Source organism: Tenacibaculum halocynthiae, from assembly GCF_964512825.1.
Classification (GTDB): domain Bacteria; phylum Bacteroidota; class Bacteroidia; order Flavobacteriales; family Flavobacteriaceae; genus Polaribacter; species Polaribacter halocynthiae.
Genome location: NZ_CAZELG010000028.1, coordinates 170,580 through 187,868, shown reverse-complemented (window position 1 = coordinate 187,868; position 17,289 = coordinate 170,580). Strand labels below are relative to the sequence as shown.

Annotated in this window: 15 protein-coding genes and 1 other RNA gene; 3 read left to right on the top strand and 13 right to left on the bottom strand. The window is 30.2% G+C overall.

The window, feature by feature from the left end:
* Window positions 1–9: 9 nt before the first annotated feature.
* From ACKTTQ_RS10100 to ACKTTQ_RS10085, 4 genes are all read right to left on the bottom strand, one after another.
* Window positions 10–2,787 (bottom strand): bifunctional aconitate hydratase 2/2-methylisocitrate dehydratase, encoded by a 2,778-nt coding sequence (locus ACKTTQ_RS10100; protein WP_408049115.1) that lies wholly within the window; start codon window positions 2,785–2,787, stop codon window positions 10–12.
* 320 nt (window positions 2,788–3,107) lie between these two features.
* Window positions 3,108–3,414: RNase P RNA component class A (gene rnpB, locus ACKTTQ_RS10095), an RNA gene on the bottom strand.
* A 164-nt stretch (window positions 3,415–3,578) separates the two neighbouring features.
* Entirely contained in the window at window positions 3,579–4,709 is a 1,131-nt protein-coding gene (gene dnaJ, locus ACKTTQ_RS10090; protein ID WP_093871249.1) for a molecular chaperone DnaJ, read from the bottom strand.
* Window positions 4,710–4,776: 67 nt separating this feature from the next.
* Window positions 4,777–5,337: a nucleotide exchange factor GrpE gene (locus ACKTTQ_RS10085; protein ID WP_113787194.1), complete on the bottom strand. Its 561-nt coding sequence runs from the start codon at window positions 5,335–5,337 to the stop codon at window positions 4,777–4,779.
* A 217-nt stretch (window positions 5,338–5,554) separates the two neighbouring features.
* Between ACKTTQ_RS10085 and ACKTTQ_RS10080 the strand changes: the two genes are divergently transcribed.
* Window positions 5,555–5,749 carry a hypothetical protein gene (locus ACKTTQ_RS10080; RefSeq protein ID WP_093871251.1) on the top strand — a complete coding sequence of 65 codons (195 nt, stop codon included), beginning with the start codon at window positions 5,555–5,557 and terminating at the stop codon, window positions 5,747–5,749.
* 80 nt (window positions 5,750–5,829) lie between these two features.
* Here the strand turns inward: ACKTTQ_RS10080 and murA are convergent, their stop codons facing one another.
* From murA to ACKTTQ_RS10065, 3 genes are read right to left on the bottom strand one after another with little or no spacing between them, the layout of a single operon-like run.
* A complete protein-coding gene (gene murA, locus ACKTTQ_RS10075; protein ID WP_408049114.1) occupies window positions 5,830–7,143 on the bottom strand; it encodes a UDP-N-acetylglucosamine 1-carboxyvinyltransferase in 1,314 nt (437 codons plus the stop codon).
* The gene (locus tag ACKTTQ_RS10070; RefSeq protein ID WP_093871253.1) at window positions 7,144–7,788 is read right to left on the bottom strand and encodes a DUF4290 domain-containing protein; all 645 of its coding nucleotides are present in this window, start codon (window positions 7,786–7,788) and stop codon (window positions 7,144–7,146) included.
* A 47-nt stretch (window positions 7,789–7,835) separates the two neighbouring features.
* A complete protein-coding gene (locus ACKTTQ_RS10065) occupies window positions 7,836–10,166 on the bottom strand; it encodes an ATP-dependent helicase (protein WP_093871254.1) in 2,331 nt (776 codons plus the stop codon).
* Window positions 10,167–10,362: 196 nt separating this feature from the next.
* Here ACKTTQ_RS10065 and ACKTTQ_RS10060 point away from each other — a divergent pair, with 196 nt between their 5' ends.
* Window positions 10,363–10,875, top strand: a complete 513-nt coding sequence (locus tag ACKTTQ_RS10060) for a DUF7935 family protein (RefSeq protein WP_093871255.1) — start codon at window positions 10,363–10,365, stop codon at window positions 10,873–10,875.
* A 3-nt stretch (window positions 10,876–10,878) separates the two neighbouring features.
* Here ACKTTQ_RS10060 and ACKTTQ_RS10055 read toward each other — a convergent pair whose 3' ends face one another.
* From ACKTTQ_RS10055 to ACKTTQ_RS10030, 6 genes are read right to left on the bottom strand one after another with little or no spacing between them, the layout of a single operon-like run.
* A complete protein-coding gene (locus ACKTTQ_RS10055) occupies window positions 10,879–12,027 on the bottom strand; it encodes a flavohemoglobin expression-modulating QEGLA motif protein (RefSeq protein ID WP_093871256.1) in 1,149 nt (382 codons plus the stop codon).
* Between the two features lie 41 nt (window positions 12,028–12,068).
* A complete protein-coding gene (locus ACKTTQ_RS10050; RefSeq protein ID WP_093871257.1) occupies window positions 12,069–12,896 on the bottom strand; it encodes an N-formylglutamate amidohydrolase in 828 nt (275 codons plus the stop codon).
* The gene (locus ACKTTQ_RS10045; protein WP_408049113.1) at window positions 12,896–13,219 is read right to left on the bottom strand and encodes a hypothetical protein; all 324 of its coding nucleotides are present in this window, start codon (window positions 13,217–13,219) and stop codon (window positions 12,896–12,898) included. Before ACKTTQ_RS10045 ends, ACKTTQ_RS10050 begins: the two co-directional genes overlap by 1 nt.
* Window positions 13,220–13,227: 8 nt before the next feature.
* Window positions 13,228–14,070, bottom strand: a complete 843-nt coding sequence (locus tag ACKTTQ_RS10040) for a sulfurtransferase (protein WP_408049112.1) — start codon at window positions 14,068–14,070, stop codon at window positions 13,228–13,230.
* Entirely contained in the window at window positions 14,060–15,091 is a 1,032-nt protein-coding gene (gene gshB, locus ACKTTQ_RS10035; protein WP_093871260.1) for a glutathione synthase, read from the bottom strand. The genes ACKTTQ_RS10040 and gshB overlap by 11 nt, the downstream gene beginning before the upstream one ends.
* 35 nt (window positions 15,092–15,126) lie before the next feature.
* Window positions 15,127–16,452 (bottom strand): dicarboxylate/amino acid:cation symporter, encoded by a 1,326-nt coding sequence (locus ACKTTQ_RS10030; RefSeq protein WP_093871261.1) that lies wholly within the window; start codon window positions 16,450–16,452, stop codon window positions 15,127–15,129.
* A gap of 132 nt (window positions 16,453–16,584) precedes the next feature.
* On the opposite strand from ACKTTQ_RS10030, the gene ACKTTQ_RS10025 reads away from it, so the two are divergent.
* Entirely contained in the window at window positions 16,585–17,238 is a 654-nt protein-coding gene (locus ACKTTQ_RS10025) for a DUF937 domain-containing protein (RefSeq protein ID WP_093871262.1), read from the top strand.
* Window positions 17,239–17,289: the final 51 nt, after the last annotated feature.

Genomic DNA, 17,289 nt, shown 5'->3' with positions numbered 1-17,289 from the left:
AATATAATATTACATTACTAATTGCTTTTGAGATGGTTTAAATTTAGTTAATACAATACCCTCTACAGCAGCTTCATATTCCTCCATAGTAGGTGTTCTTCCTAATATACAAGACAAAACAACTACAGGTGTTGAAGATAATAAAGATTCACCTTTTTTAGCATCAGTATCTCTTACTACCCTTCCTTGGAATAAACGAGTTGAAGTAGCCATTACAGTATCTCCTGGTTCTGCTTTTTCTTGGTTACCCATACATAAGCTACATCCTGGACGTTCTAAATATAATTTATTTTCGTACTTAGTTCTTGCAACTGCTTTTGGAGCACTATCGTCAAATACAAATCCGGCATATTTTTCTAGAACTTCCCAATCACCTTCTGCTTTTAATTCATCTACAATATTATATGTAGGTGGTGCAACAACTAAAGGTGCTTTGAACTCTACTTCTCCTTTTTGAGCCTCAACGTTTTTAAGCATTTGTGCCAATATTTGCATGTCTCCTTTATGTACCATACACGAACCAACAAAACCTAAATCTACTTTTTTAATTCCTCCATAAAAAGATAATGGTTGAATATTATCATGTGTATAACGCTTAGATACATCCTCATTATTCACATCAGGATCAGCAATCATCGGTTCAACTATCTTATCTAAATCGATAACAACTTCAGCATAGTATTTAGCATCTGCGTCTGGCTTTAATGCCGATTTAGTTCCTGTTTTAATTTCTTGAATACGATTATTTGCTTTATCTACTAATCCTTTAAGATCTTGCTTAGGATTATCCATCCCCTTATCAATCATAATTTGAATACGATCTCTAGAGATTTCTAATGATTCTATTAACGTATCATCTTCAGAAATACAAATAGATGCTTTTGCTTTCATTTCAGCAGTCCAATCTGTAAATGTAAATGCTTGATCAGAAGTTAATGTACCAATATGTACTTCTATAATTTTTCCTTGAAAAACATTCTCCCCTTCAAACTGATTTAACATCTGTTCTTGAGTAGCGTGAACCACATCACGGAAATCCATGTAGGATTTCATCTCTCCTTTAAAAGTAACCTTTACAGACTCTGGAATTGGCATAGTAGCCTCACCGGTAGCTAATGCTAAAGCAACTGTTCCTGAATCCGCTCCAAAAGCAACACCTTTAGCCATACGTGTATGTGAATCTCCACCTATGATTACATCCCAATCATCAACTGCAATATCATTTAATACTTTATGAATAACATCCGTCATTGCATGATATTTCCCTTCTGGGTGACGTGCAGTAACTAACCCGAAATCATTCATAAACTTCATTAATCTTGGTATATTAGCCCTAGACTTATCATCCCAAACTGAAGCTGTATGACACCCTGATTGATAACCTGTATCAACGATAGGTGAAATTACTGTTGCAGCCATCATCTCCAATTCTTGAGAAGTCATTAAACCTGTAGTGTCTTGAGATCCTACAATATTTACTTCAACTCTTACATTAGAACCAGCGTGTAATGTTTTACCTGGTGTAGTTCCAACAGCGTTTTTATTAAATATTTTTTCAACAGCAGTTAACCCTTGTCCTTCAATAGAAACTTCTTTTGACACTGCATAAACTTGTGGTACATCTATACCTAAAACTTTACAAGCAAAACTTTGTAATTTCTTACCAAAAACAACAGCATAAGAACCTCCTGCTTTAATGAACTCCTTTTTTGGTGGTGTTAAAGCTGTAGAAATATCTTTTACTACTTTATCACCTTTAAACAATTGTTTTGTTTTTGTATTTATAGTAAATACAGTACCTGTAGCAACAGAATACTCTTCTTTTAAAATTGCTTCTCCTTCTTCATCAACAATCGTATTTCCATCAGCATCTTTTTGCTTTACCCAGTTTTTTAAATCGATACCAATACCACCAGTTACCCCAACTGTTGTTAAAAAAATTGGTGCAATACCATTAGTTCCTGCAATTACAGGAGCAATATTAATAAATGGCACATATGGGCTTGAAGAAATACCTGTCCATAAAGCAACGTTATTTACACCAGACATCCTAGAAGATCCAACTCCCATAGTTCCTTTGTCGGCAATTAACATCACGCGCTTATTAGGATGCTTTTCTTTTAATGCTAATAATTCCTTTTGCATTTCTTTATTATGCTCAAACATACTCTGACCATGTAATTCACGATCTGATCTTGAATGTGCATCTGCTCCTGGAGATAATAAATCTGTTGAGATATCACCAATACCAGCAACAAAAGTTACAATTTCTATTTCTTCCTCAATTTCTGGTAACTTTGTAAAGAATTCTGCTTGAGCATAACTCTCTATTAATTCTTTAGCTATAGTATTTCCTGCTTTATATGCTTTCTCTAATTGTTCTGTATCTGCTTCGTATAAAAAAACTTGAGTTTTTAATACTTTAGCAGCTTCATTAGCTATAGAAATATCATTTCCTAAAGCTAAATCAAGAAGTACTTCTACAGAAGGTCCTCCCTTCATATGACCTAATTGTTCAAAAGCAAAAGAAGGTGAAATTTCTTTTAAAACAAACTCCCCAAGAATAATCTCCTTTAAAAATTTAGCTTTAACACCAGCTGCACTTGTTGTACCTGGTAAAACGTTATAAATAAAAAAGTTAAGAGAATCTTCTCTATACTCATTATCAATATCTTTTATTTGCTTAATAATTTCACTTATTAGTGAACTACCATCAATTGGTTTAGGATGAAGACCTTGAACTTTTCTTTCCTCAATTTCTTTTATATAATCTTTATAAATACTCATTATATAAGTTTTTTTATTGTTAAAAGTGCTATTACAATCCCCTTATTGTATTATTTCAACTATTAGAGCTAAATACAAGCACCTTTAATCATGTTAGTACCTATAGACATGTAGTCTATTTTTGTTAATTTTTGCTATGCAAAAGTAGTATTTTAAGTCGAAATTAAAAAATAATCACTTAACTAGGCTTATTAGTAAACAAAACGTATCAAAACCATAAAAAAACACCAAAATCAATAAATTATACATTGTTATTTGTTAATTTTTTATCAAATTAACATTCAAGAAGAATTGTAAGAATGTGAAGTTTATATAAAAATAAAAAAAGCAGACCAATAAGCTGGATTCTGTTCCTTAAAAAGGCTCTTATCATTTATCTAGTTTTACAATTACTCGTAAAATCAATCTGCCTACCCCTTAGAATCGCGCGAGTAGCGCTCAAGCTCTAATGTACATGACATTGCACCGCATAGAGTTTACCTGGTTTCACTACAGCATTACCTGTACATTCTTTCTGTTGCACTTGTCCTCGGTTTACACCGGACGGTTGTTATCCGCTATGCTACTCTTTGGTGTCCAGACTTTCCTACTTATACTAAATATAAGTCGATAAGATAGGTCTGCTTAATTATCTTTATATATTTTCGACTTTTTTCATAAAAAACCCACTCAAAGATTGAGTGGGAAAATTGCTATGAAAAAGAAAAAGTGTCTAGAACGTCTTCTAGACACTTACAAATATATAACTTTTATAAAATATTATCTAATAAAAAAGTAGTTTATTTTCTTTATTAAGAAAACATGTCTTTTACTTTTTCAAAGAAAGATTTATCATTTTTCTGTGGGTTAGGGCTAAAGTTCTCATCTGTTTGCATTTGCTCAAAAAACTTACGCTGATCTTTTGTCAACTCTTGAGGAGTCCAAACATTTATATGAATTAAAAAATCACCATTACCATAACGTTCAATACTTGGTAATCCTTTACCTTTTAACCTTAAAATCTTACCAGATTGAGTACCTGGGTCAATTTTAATTTTAACTTTACCTGTAACGGTATCTATTTCTTTTGAGACACCTAATACAGCTTCAGAGAAATTAACATATAAATCGTAATGAATATTACTTCCTTCTCTTTTTAATGTATCATGTTGAACTTCTTCAATTAACACTAATAAATCTCCAGATATAGAATTCTTTCCTGGAGCTTCATTACCTTTTCCTCCAACTTTTAACTGAACACCTTCAGTTACACCTTCAGGAATATTAATAGATACAGTTTCTTCTTTTACAACCATTCCTTGCGCATCAGCTCCAGAAGGTTTCTTATTTAGCATTTCTCCAGCTCCATGACAAGTACCACAAGTAGTTGCTGTTTGCATTCTACCTAATATAGTATTTGTAACACGCATTTGTTGTCCACTACCATTACATGTTGTACAAGTTTTATATGTAACTCCGTCTGCTTGAACTTTTCTACGTACTTTAACTTTTTTCTCTACTCCATTAGCTATCTCTTCTAAAGTAAGTTTTACTCGTATACGAAGGTTACTTCCTTTAACTCTAGCTTGACGTTGACCTCCGCCTCCGCCGAAGCCTCCAAATCCACCACCAAATGCACCTCCGAAAATATCTCCAAATTGGCTAAATATGTCGTCCATATTCATTCCTCCTCCACCTCCGAAGCCACCTTGACCTCCTTCAAAAGCAGCATGACCATATTGATCATAACGAGCTTTTTTATTATCATCGCTAAGAACCTCATAGGCTTCAGCACAAAGCTTGAACTTTTCTTCAGCTTCAGTATTTCCAGGATTTTTATCTGGATGATACTTTATAGCCATTTTTCGATATGCCTTTTTAATTTCAGACTGAGAAGCTGATTTTGATATACCTAATATTTCGTAATAATCTTGTTTTGCCATATTATTTCAATTGACCATTAACAATTAACAATAGCAGTTGGTAATTATTAATTGAATTATTAATTGTTTATGCTTGACCCATAACCACTTTCGGGTGACGGATAATTTTATCTCCTAATTTATACCCCTTTTCTACACAGTCTATGATTTTACCTTTTAAATCTTCTGTTGGAGCTGGTATTTGTGTAATAGCATCATGGATTTCAGAATCAAAATCATCTCCTGCTTTTACCTCTATAGCTGTTAACCCTTTTTGAGTTAAAGTGTTTTTTAACTTATTACTAATAAGTTCAATCCCTGTAAACAATTCAGAATCTTCACTTTTTTTAATCTCTACCAATCCTCTATCAAAATCATCCATAATTGGCAGTAAAGCTGTCATTACTTCTTGATTTGCTGTTTTAAACAACTCTATACGTTCTTTGGAAGTTCTTTTTTTATAATTCTCAAACTCTGCAAATAAACGTAAATATTTATCTTTTTCTATTTGAATTAATTGCTCAGCTGAAGGCTCTTCTTTTGCCTCAACTTCAACATTTCCCTTAGCTTCTTCTTGATTTCCTTCTAGCTCAGAATTATCAATAGCATCTTTTAATTCATCTTCTTTGGTATATTGATCTTTACTCATTGTAAATCTTTTCTTTTATATTCTTAATTTACTTAAACAAGAATACTGCCAATAAAAAAATAATGTCATAATGACACCATGTGTTTTATTTAACTAAAAGTAATTTTTATAATTTTAACACATCAAATATGAATTTACCTTTTTTTTAACATATTTAATCTATACTTTTATAGCAGTTTAAAATAAAAATTATAAACATTTAAGTCCCTCATTAATTATGAAGAAAAATTTATTAAGTATTACTGGAGTTTCAATTTTAACTAAGAAAGAACAAAAAAACTTTACAGGAGGTATCTCGCTTGAAGATCCTAAAAAATGTGGTTGCGATTGCGCTGGAAGAGTTACTGGTCCTTTCTATTGTCATAATATTATTGCTTGTCCACAGGTATATACTTGTAACGAAGAAATGTAATTATTAAAGATTACACAAAAAAAGAAAACCAGCTACTATATGTAGCTGGTTTTTTATTTAAAAAAATAATTGTTTATTAATTAATCTTCTATTCTTTCGATTTTTGCACCTATTGCTCTTAATCGTTCTTCTATATTTTCATACCCCCTATCAATTTGTTCAATATTATGAATAATACTGGTTCCTTTAGCTGATAAAGCTGCTATTAGCAATGATATTCCAGCTCTAATATCTGGTGAAGTCATTTTAGTTGCTTTTAACTGGCTTTGAAAATTATGACCAATAACAGTTGCTCTATGAGGATCACATAAAATAACTTTAGCGCCCATATCAATCAACTTATCAACAAAAAACAATCGACTCTCAAACATTTTCTGATGAATTAATACAGTTCCTTTAGCTTGAGTAGCAACAACCAATACGATACTCAATAAATCTGGAGTAAATCCAGGCCATGGAGCATCTGCTACAGTTAAAACAGAACCATCTATATAATTTTGAATTTCATAATTCTCTTGTTCAGGAATATAAATATCATCTCCTTTTTTCTCAAGAGTAATTCCTAGTTTTCTAAATACATTTGGTATTTGACCTAAATTAGCCCAACTCACGTTCTTTATAGTAAGTTCAGATCTAGTCATTACTGCCATACCAATCCAACTTCCTATTTCAATCATATCAGGTAAAATAGTATGTTCACAACCATTTAACTCTTTAACACCATCAATAATTAATAAATTAGATCCAACTCCTGAAATTTTTGCTCCCATGCTATTCAACATTTTTGATAACTGTTGAATATATGGCTCACAAGCTGCATTATAAATAGTAGATCTTCCTTTAGCTAAAACTGCAGCCATAATAATGTTTGCAGTTCCTGTTACTGAGGCTTCATCTAGTAACATATCAGTACCTTCTAAACCTGTATCTGTTTCTACACCGTAAAAATACTCTTCTCTGTTATAACGAAATTTAGCCCCTAAATTAATAAACCCTTCAAAGTGAGTATCTAAACGACGACGCCCTATTTTATCACCTCCTGGTCTTGGTATATATCCTTTTCCAAAACGAGCTAATAATGGCCCAACAATCATAATTGATCCTCTTAAAGAACTTCCATCTCTTTTGAATTCTGCACTTTCTAGGTATTCTAAATTAATGGCATCTGCTTGAAAACTATATGAATTTGCCGATAATTTTTCTACTTTTACTCCTAATTCACCTAAAATAAAAATAAGCTTATTTACATCAAGAATATCAGGAATATTATTAATTATTACTTTTTCTGAAGTTAATAAAACAGCACAAATAACTTGTAAAGCTTCATTTTTTGCTCCTTGAGGCGTAATTGTTCCGTTTAATTTTTGACCTCCTTCAATTTTAAATGATGCCATTTATTTTTTTCTGTATTTGTTGTTGTTATTAGATTTTGTTTTTGTGTTATTTTTATGGTGACCTTGATTATTTCTTTTACGAAGTAAGTTTTTACTTTCAGATAAGCTCTCTTCAGTATTTCTTATATCTAGTTTACCATCAGATAAATCATATAAATGATCCAATATTACTCCATCCTCAACAGTATCTTTATTCCAGTTTAAATAACATTTTTTCATATGATTAGCTATGGTAAAAATTAAAGCTTCTTTCATATCTCCATCTTCCCAAGTTAAAGCTACATCTATCATTGTTTGGATATTATTTCCATAAAAACGATATTTTGATGCCGATTTTGGGTAATCTAGTTTTGTTGGCTTTTCAGTTAACTCTTCTTTTGATGGGGTTTCATAAGGAGAATCTACATCCAATTTAAAATCAGCCATAATATGTAACTGATCCCATAATTTATGTTTAAAATCAGGAACATCACGTAAATGAGGTTGTAAATTTCCCATTACATGTATAATGGCCTTCGCCATTTTATTTCTTTCTTCTTTTTCTTCAAGTTCAATACAATGATTGACTAATTTTTGTATATGTCTTCCATATTCTGGAATAATTAAAGTAGTTCTCCCTGAATTATATTCTAAATCAAACGTCATTTCTCTATTTTTATATGTATGCAAAATAAGTAATTATTATGAATAACTTATCCTATTACTTTTAATTTTGCGAATTGTAATAATAATTTCTTTTTACCTACAGTTCCAAACTCAATCTCGGCTTTTTTATTGGGTCCTTTACCGTCTAATGCCAGTACTTTACCAGTTCCAAAACGGTTATGTTCAACAATATTTCCAACTACAATTTCACCATCAAACAAATTAGTTTTTGAAGTAGCTTCTGACACCTTTTTCATTTTACTTTTCGGAGGTACCATTGTTGCTTTTTCCTTCTTAGCTAAAAATTCTTTTCTCTTCTTTTGAATTGGTTTTTGAAATCTAATTTTTTTAGATGAATCTTCATCTCCAAATAAACTTGCATCTATAAATCTATTCGCTGAAGGTTCAGGTACTTTTGGTGCCAGATATTCAACATACTTTTCATCAATTTCTTCTAAAAAACGACTTGGTTCACCATCAGTAAGTTTACCCCATCTATAACGTGTTTGTGCATAAGTTAAATAAGCTACTTTTTCAGCTCTTGTAAGTGCTACATAAAACAAGCGTCTTTCTTCTTCTAATTCATTTCGTGTATTCATACTCATGGCTGAAGGAAATAAACTTTCTTCTAAACCAACTATATAAACATAAGGGTACTCTAAACCTTTAGATAAATGTATAGTCATTAATGAGACTCTAGGTGTATCATCTTTTTCACTATCAAAATCAGTTGCTAAAGCTACATCTTCTAAAAATGAAGTAAGTGATGCATCTTCTCCGGTTTCAATTTTATCTGTTATAAAATCCTTAATACCATTTAATAATTCTTGAACATTTTCAACTTTATTAACACCTTCAGGTGTACCGTCTTTTTGTAAATCTTTAACTAATTGCGTTTGTTTCACTACTAAATCTGCCATTTCAAATGCATTTTTAGTTTGTGCTTCAATTTGCAATCGTTGCATCATATTTATAAAATTTTGCAACTTTGTTTTTGTTCCAGAATTTATTTTAATATCTATTTTGTCAATATGCTTAATAATGTCAAAAATTGACTTTTTATAATGATTAGCAGCTATTGCTAATTTATCAAGAGTTGTAGCACCAATACCACGTGCAGGGTAATTAATAATTCTTTTTAAAGCTTCTTCATCATTTGGATTTATTAGTATGCGTAAATAAGATAATAAATCTTTAATTTCTTTACGTTGATAAAATGAAATACCTCCATAAATTTTATACTTAATATCTTTCTTTCTTAAAGCATCTTCCATTGCTCTTGACTGAGCATTGGTTCTATATAAAATTGCAAAATCATTGTTTGTTAATTGATGATTCATTTGATTTTCCCAGATAGATTGAGCTACAAATCTTCCTTCCTCTCCATCAGAAATAGTTCGCATGATTTTAATACTTTCTCCGGGATCATTTGCTGTCCATACCTCTTTATCTAGCTTCGTTTTATTTTTATCAATAACACTATTTGCAGCTTCTACAATATTATTTGTAGACCGATAATTTTGTTCTAATTTAAACGTTTTAACATCTGGATAATCTTTTTGAAAATTCAAAATGTTATTGATGTTAGCACCACGGAAACTATAAATACTTTGTGAATCATCACCAACAACACATATATTTTGAAAACGGTCTGCTAATGCTCTTACTATTAAATATTGCGAATGATTGGTATCTTGATACTCATCAACCATAATATATCTAAAACGATCTTGATATTTAGCTAACACTTCTGGAAAACGCGCTAATAACTCATTCGTTCTTAATAGTAAATCATCAAAGTCCATTGCTCCAGACTTAAAACACCTATCAACGTATTCTTTATATATCTCCCCTACTTTTGGTCTGCTTGCCTGTAAGTCTGCTTCTTGTAAATCTGAATTATTAAAATAAGCTCTAACAGTAATCAAACTATTTTTAAATGATGATATTCTACCTAATATTTGCTTTGGCTTGTATCGGTCTTTATCCAAGTTCATTTCTTTAATAATTGCAGTTATTAAACGTACTGAATCTTGAGAATCGTAAATTGTAAAATTTGAAGGGTATCCAAGTTTATCAGACTCAGACCTTAAAATACGCGCAAAAACAGAGTGAAATGTTCCCATCCATAAGTTTTTCGCTTCACTGTATCCTACAACACTACCAATACGCTCTTTCATTTCACGAGCTGCCTTATTTGTAAATGTTAGTGATAAAATGTTAAAAGAATCGACACCTCCTTGCATTAAATGTGCAATCCGAAAGGTTAACACACGTGTTTTACCAGACCCTGCTCCTGCAATAATTATCATTGGGCCATCTTTTTGTAAAACGGCTGCTCTTTGTGGTTCGTTAAGTTGCTCTAAATAAGTGTTCAAAGAAATATAAATTGAAAGAATTTAAAAACGGAAAATTAACCATTCTTTTAGGTTTTATAAAATATGTTGGCATTTTTTTATTCACAGTCTATTATTTACTTTTTTAGATGTTTTTTCTGATCCTATTTTTATATTTTTATATTTGGTTTTTAAAGAAGACTTGTATATTAGCGTTTCATAGAATCTATATTTTAAGATGGAAGATAAAATTATTGAAGGACTGGCATATGCTTTGCCTGCATTAGTAACAGGAGGAGTTGCTTATTTTATTTTAAGTGCTTTTATTAAGCAAGATAATAACGAGAAGAAATTTAATGCTTTAATTCAAAAGAAAAAAGAAAGCTTACCTATAAAATTACAAGCTTACGAAAGAATGTTATTGTTTTGTGAGCGTATAAATCCTACAAAATTATTAGTTCGTGTTAATCCTATTGGGAATAAAACCGAAGATTATTTACAATTGCTCATAGCAAGTATTGAACAGGAGTTTGAACACAATTTAGTTCAACAACTTTATATTTCAGATAATAGTTGGAAAGCTGTGTTAACTTCTAAATTAGCAATCATAGCTAAATTAAGAAAAGTTGCAGAAAGCTCAGAAACCTCAAAAGATTTACGTGAAAATGTTTTAATTGATTATAGCAAGGAAGAAAACCCTACAGAAATGGTGGTTACTTTTTTAAAACAGGATGTTAAAAAGTTATTATAATTATTATTTTAAGTTTTCAAGAATAAAATCTAGAGTTTTATTTGTATTTAAGTTTTCTGCGTAAGCATCTGTTATATGTATAGGAGGCACTGCATATTTGTTTTTTATTAAATATTTAATATCTTCTAAATACTCTAAAGAAACTTTCCCTGTTATTAACAAATTTAGGTCTTTTCCTGACTTATAATAATCGTATATTTTTTTTAATCCAGTTAAATATAAATAATCTTTTGTCAATCCTCCTCCTCGATGCACTCTTGTTGTAATATAAAAAGCTTGTTCTTTTCCCAAATCATATGTATTATGTAACATTCTAAATGTTCTTGAAAAAGAATACCCTTTAGCTAAACTATCTACAGCTATAACTCTATAAGCTAGTTCTTTTAATCGTTTTATGGTTAAATTACCAGACATGTATTCACTAAATACTGCTAAACCTTCTTGAGTTTCTTCATTATTAGGAAAGCCATGTGAAAATATTTTTAATTTGTGTAATAAACCATTCATAGTTGTAACCATATGTACACCTATTTCATGATTGGTTAGAATTCCCATTTCATTTTTTGAGAATCTATGATTACTATTTAACACTAAAGTTTGAATATTATTTAAAACCATAGCTATTGCTCCCATGGCTGAAGATTCTTTTATATTGAATGAGAAATCATATCGGTTAGCATATTCTTTAAAAATAGATGTAGCTTCTTCTGATGTATACTTTGGTTTAAATATTTTATCTTTTTTGTTTTCTTCTTCAAAATGTAATATAAATTTTGCATTTTCAACATCTTGCTCTGTAGGTGTTCCAAAAGAATGTAAACTATTATAATAAAACCTTTTACCTTTTCCTACAGTTTCAATACATCTTACTATACCTGAATAGAAATAAATAATATCTTCATATAAATCTCTAATCTGCTCATTTTCTATAGATTCTAAAGGCTGTGTGAAAAATTTTTGATGAATTTTAAATTTATCAAAATCTCTTTTTGGATATTTAAAAACTGGGTCAGTTAAATATTTAGATTTAAAAAAACGTTTTTTCTCTTCTTCTATATTTATTGGATTTACATAATTTAAAAGTTCTATTTTCTTAACAAGTTTATCTATTTTCTTATCTATTTTAAAAAGTGCTGTACTTGCTACTTGCATATGATTAATTGTAAGGCTCCTTTAAAAGGTTTTGTATTTTATTATTTGTATTTTAGATAAAAAGCTTCTGCATGTTTTTTTAAGCCTACTTCTAAATATTTTTCTACAGCTAAAACTACTTCTGGATACATTATTTGCTCTAACTCGTCACAATAAATTTTAGCTATCTCGGTAGCTAAAACCAATGTGTTTTTGAAATTTTGAGTAATATATTTTAAAAAATATCCATTACCCTGAAATGTATCATTTATTTTAGCTGTTGATTTTATACCATTTGGCAACGGCATTTTCTCTAAAATAGTTCTCCATGATTCTATTTCATCAATAAACTTTTTATTATTAATATTTAAAGTCCCTAAATTCCATGTAGGTACTTCTCTATCCCATCTTTTCCAGTTATATGAATGCATATCATAAACTATACAAGTTCCAAATTTATTTTCAATTTTTGAAATTAAAACACCTACTATTTTATAAAAGTTCATGTGTTTTATTAAACTTTTAACTTTCAATTCTTCTTGTAATGGTTCTTTCCATAATTCTTTTCCCCAAGCATCTGAATAAATAGCTGTTTCTGGAGTTCTATTTAAGTCGTATTCAAACCGTGAGTCTAATCCTGCAATTACAATAGGATGTGATTGAATCATTTGCTTTGTTGCTGGATCTTCTTCATACCAACGTTCATATTCGGTATGCAAACAATTATTCCATAATTCTTTTCTGAATTGATGACCATCATGAACAGCACCACAAACATAAGGAACATATTTATCTATTTTTAGTGTAAAAGAATAATCACTACAAACCGCTTCAAAAACATCTTCAGATTCAATTTTTAAAACTATTTGTTCAATGGTTAACTTTTCCATCAATTTAAAATTTTCTTTAAAAAAGCATATGCCTTCTTTTCTAATACATCAACAGTTCCATCTGCAAAAATTACTTTCTTAATATCTTCAAGTAGTAATTTTTTATCATTTTCAGAGTAACTATTATCTTCTAAATATTCACGTACCTTCAGCAATTTGACTTCTTCATCAGCATCCATTACTATTTCAGTATGAATTTTATTATATAAATCCTCATTAATAGTTGAAATTATATATTCGCTTTCTTCTTTTGTTTCTATATAGTTACAATGGGCTACAAACAATAGCACATAGGTTCTAAACTCTTCTTTAGTCCAACTCATAATCATTATTATTTTTCAATAGGTAACTCTAATCTACTAGCCCATTCCGTCCATGAACCATCATATATAGTATAATTTTTAATTTCTGCTATATCTGCAGCCAAAGCTAATATACAAGCAGTTATTCCTGAACCACAAGTAAAAATTATTGGAAAATCATTATTATTTTTTTTAGCAAAAAGAACTTTAAGTTCATCTTTACTTTTCATTTTACCATTCTTTTGTACCTCTGTATATGGTAAACTATATGATGTTGGTATATGTCCCCCTCTTAAATCTGCTCTAGGTTCAGGTTCATTAGCTTCAAATCTACCTTTCGAACGAGCATCTAAAATAAATTTTTTATTATTTACTGAGGCTTCTAAAACTTCTTCAGTATAACTAACTTTATCTGGTTGAAAATTGGCTTGAAAATCTCCAATAAAAAATTCTCTTTCTTTAGGTTTTTCTGTTATTAAACCAGCTTTTTTCCAAGCTGGTAAACCACCATTTAAAACAGTTATATTGTTAAAACCAAAAGTTTTAAACAGCCACCAAACTCTAGGAGATGAATACATTCCTATATCGTCATAAACCACAATACAACTATTATTATTTATCCCAAGTTTACGAACCTCTTTTTCAAAATTTTCTTCAGAAGGTAAGGTATTAGGGTATTTAGCTTCTTTTTTTAAGAATACATTTTTAAGATCAAAAAAAACAGCATTTACAATCTGTTTTTTTTGATCTATCATCTTATTTTTAGTTGTAACTTTTTTAATTGTTGCGTCTAAAATTATTAAATTTTCAGCGGTAAAATTATTTTGTAACCATTCAACCTCTACTATAGGCTGATTAATTTTAAGCTTCATCTACTCTACGCTTTAAATCTGTCATTCTTCTGAATGATGCATTTTTTTCTAACACTTTACTTTCTAAAAAGTCAATTACTTTTTCTTGAATTTTTACTTTTGACACTTTATTTATGTAGGTAATACCTCCTGGGCTCATTACATTAACCTCTACAAGTTTACCTCCAATTACATCAATACCTACAAAATACAATCCGTCTTTTACCAGTTTTGGACCTATTTTATTACATAAAACTTTTTCTGCTGCCGTAAGTTTATGTTTTTCTACCCTTCCACCTGCTGTAATATTAGAACGATGATCTTTATCACCAGGAATCCGTTTCATTGAACCTATAGGTTTTCCATTAAGTAATAATATTCTTACATCCCCTTTATCAGCTCCTTCAATATAATCTTGAAGTATTACATAATCAGAAGATCCATCACTTTTGTATATATAAAAATCAAGTAACGAATTAATATTACTCATTGCCGATTTTTCTATTAAAATAACTCCAGAACCACCATAACCATTTAAAGGTTTTAAAATCATTTTATCGCAAGGTGATTCTTCAATCATTTTAATTAAATAATCTTTGTTTTTAGATACATGAGTAACAGGTATTATTTCATTATTTGGATCTTCAAAAACTGCAGTATACAACTTATTATTAGCTTCCCGCATTCCTTCTACAGAATTAATTATAAAGACATCATCTTTAACAGAATCAAGAAAATTTAGCATTAAAGGATCTAAAGGTGGATTTCCTCTCATGAAAATAGCATCAAAGCCAGCTAAGGGAAGCATTTCCTCTCTAAGTGTAACTTTTTTATAAAATGACTTTATACTTGATGGTACTTTTTCTAGTCTATTAATAATTGAACAAAATGCATTTGTAACACTATTACGTATAGTTAAATTTGAGGGTGTACAAATTGCTACTCCATGCCCTCTTTTCACACATTCATGTATTAGTGTTAAAGTTGAGTCTTTCTCAGGATCTATTTCTTCCCAAGAATACATTAAAAAGCATATATTCATTTTGATTAACTTGTAATGTTATATATTAATTATAATTACTTAACTTGTTCATAATGATCATCCCAATTTTTTGGTTTCGGATCACCTAACTTTCCAACAGATTTAGCTACAATCATAGAAACTGTTGCATCACCAGTTACGTTTATTGTTGTACGTAACATATCTAAAGGCCTGTCAACTGCAAAAATCAATGCTAAAGCTACTGGATATAAATCTTTTGGAAATCCTATAGATTCTAATACTATAACTAGCATTACCATACCTGCACCTGGAACTGCAGCACTTCCTATTGAGGCTAATAAAGCTGTTAATACAATAGACATTTGATTTGCAAATCCTAATCCTTCTGGCCACAATACTTGCATAACAAATACAGCTGCAACAGCTTGATATAAACTTGTTCCATCCATATTAATAGTTGCCCCAACTGGTAATACAAAACTAGATACCTCTTTATCTACTCCTATATGTTCTTCAACACGTTCCATAGTAACTGGTAATGTTGCTGCACTTGAACTTGTTGAAAAAGCTAATAATTGAGCAGGACTCAATTGTTTTAAAAACCACAATGGGCTTTTCTTCGTATACACACTAACTAAAACACAGTAGAAAACAATCATTATTAATAATCCAAATACTACTACACCTGCATATTTTAATAATGCTAATAATATATCTGGGTCACCTGAAGTAACTACTACATTTGCTAATAACGCAAAAACAGCAAATGGTGATATTAACATAATTAAATCTACCATTTTAAGAATCGCATCATTTAAACTATCAAAAAAATCTTTTAATGGTTTTGCTTTCTTCTCTCCTATCAATAACATAGATATACCTAAAAAGATAGTAAAAAAGATAACTTGAAGCATTGCTTTATTATTACCCATAGCTTTCATAGCATTATCAGGCACCATATCTACAACAAATTGTAATGGACCACTATTCTTTTGCTTTCCTGCTTCAGTTATTTTTGCAGTAATACTTGAGCTTTTAGCATATGTATTTGTTAATTTATCAACTGTTTCTTGTGAGATACCATCACCAGGCTCAATTACATTAACTAAAACTAAACCTATAGTAATTGCTGCTACAGTTGTACCTATATAAATTATAATTGTTCTAACTCCTATATTTTTAAACTTAGAAATATCTTTTAAATCAGATATACCTTTAATAAGAGATGCTACTATTAATGGAACAGCTATTAATTTTAATAGTTTTACAAAAATAGTTCCGAGAGGCTTTATCCAATCAGACACAAAATTGTTCCATCCTAATTGTAATGCTAAAAATCCGAAAAGAATTCCTAAAAGCATACCTATTAAGATTTGCCAATGTAGCGCTAATTTTTTCATATAAGTTTAAGTTATTTATTCTAGATGCTAAAAGTATAAATAATTATTTAAAAAAAGTGTGACTTTAAATTTGTATCTTGTGTCTCAGTATATAGAAACAATTTTTAACATTTTAAATAAATCAAACAAGAAATGGCAGGTATTTTAGACTTATTAGGCAGTGACTTAGGTAAAACAATTATATCAGGTGTTGCTGGATCTACAGGACAAGACACTAATAAAACTAGTAGTGTTTTAACTATGGCATTACCAGTTTTAATGAAAGCAATGCAACGAAATGCGTCAACTCCTGAAGGAGCTGAAGGTTTAATGGGTGCCATTACGAAAAAACATGATGGAAGTATTTTAGATAATCTTGGTGATTTATTTAATGGTGGTGTTGATAAAAATGTAGTTCAAGATGGTGGTAATATACTAGGTCATATCTTAGGGAATAAACAACAAGGTGTTGAACAAGTTATTGGCCAAAAAGCAGGAATAGATTCTGGATCTGTTGCTAATATTTTAAAAGTAGCTGCCCCTATTTTAATGGGTGTTTTAGGTAAACAATCTCGCCAAAATGGAGTTAGTAACTCTGGTGATTTAGGAGGTTTACTTGGTGGTTTATTAGGAGGAAACTCAACTCAAAAAGAACAAAGCTTCCTAGAAAAAATATTAGATGCTGATGGTGATGGTAGTGTAATTGATGATGTTGCTGGAATGGTATTAGGTGGTGGTAATCAACAAAAATCTTCTGGTGGAGGACTGTTAGGTGGTTTACTAGGTGGCTTATTTGGAAAAAAATAGAAACTAATTTTATATTTACTGAAAAGAGAGCTCAATTGAGCTCTCTTTTTT

Excerpts from the sequence above, each read along its gene's own strand:
- ACKTTQ_RS10040 (WP_408049112.1), bottom strand. The coding sequence starts at position 14,070 with ATGAAGCTTAAAATTAATCAGCCTATAGTAGAGGTTGAATGGTTACAA.
- ACKTTQ_RS10085 (WP_113787194.1), bottom strand. The coding sequence starts at position 5,337 with ATGAGTAAAGATCAATATACCAAAGAAGATGAATTAAAAGATGCTATT.
- ACKTTQ_RS10025 (WP_093871262.1), top strand. The coding sequence starts at position 16,585 with ATGGCAGGTATTTTAGACTTATTAGGCAGTGACTTAGGTAAAACAATT.
- gshB (WP_093871260.1), bottom strand. The coding sequence starts at position 15,091 with ATGAATATATGCTTTTTAATGTATTCTTGGGAAGAAATAGATCCTGAG.
- ACKTTQ_RS10060 (WP_093871255.1), top strand. The coding sequence starts at position 10,363 with ATGGAAGATAAAATTATTGAAGGACTGGCATATGCTTTGCCTGCATTA.
- ACKTTQ_RS10070 (WP_093871253.1), bottom strand. The coding sequence starts at position 7,788 with ATGACGTTTGATTTAGAATATAATTCAGGGAGAACTACTTTAATTATT.
- ACKTTQ_RS10030 (WP_093871261.1), bottom strand. The coding sequence starts at position 16,452 with ATGAAAAAATTAGCGCTACATTGGCAAATCTTAATAGGTATGCTTTTA.
- dnaJ (WP_093871249.1), bottom strand. The coding sequence starts at position 4,709 with ATGGCAAAACAAGATTATTACGAAATATTAGGTATATCAAAATCAGCT.
- ACKTTQ_RS10100 (WP_408049115.1), bottom strand. The coding sequence starts at position 2,787 with ATGAGTATTTATAAAGATTATATAAAAGAAATTGAGGAAAGAAAAGTT.
- ACKTTQ_RS10050 (WP_093871257.1), bottom strand. The coding sequence starts at position 12,896 with ATGGAAAAGTTAACCATTGAACAAATAGTTTTAAAAATTGAATCTGAA.
- ACKTTQ_RS10045 (WP_408049113.1), bottom strand. The coding sequence starts at position 13,219 with ATGAGTTGGACTAAAGAAGAGTTTAGAACCTATGTGCTATTGTTTGTA.
- murA (WP_408049114.1), bottom strand. The coding sequence starts at position 7,143 with ATGGCATCATTTAAAATTGAAGGAGGTCAAAAATTAAACGGAACAATT.
- ACKTTQ_RS10080 (WP_093871251.1), top strand. The coding sequence starts at position 5,555 with ATGAAGAAAAATTTATTAAGTATTACTGGAGTTTCAATTTTAACTAAG.
- ACKTTQ_RS10055 (WP_093871256.1), bottom strand. The coding sequence starts at position 12,027 with ATGCAAGTAGCAAGTACAGCACTTTTTAAAATAGATAAGAAAATAGAT.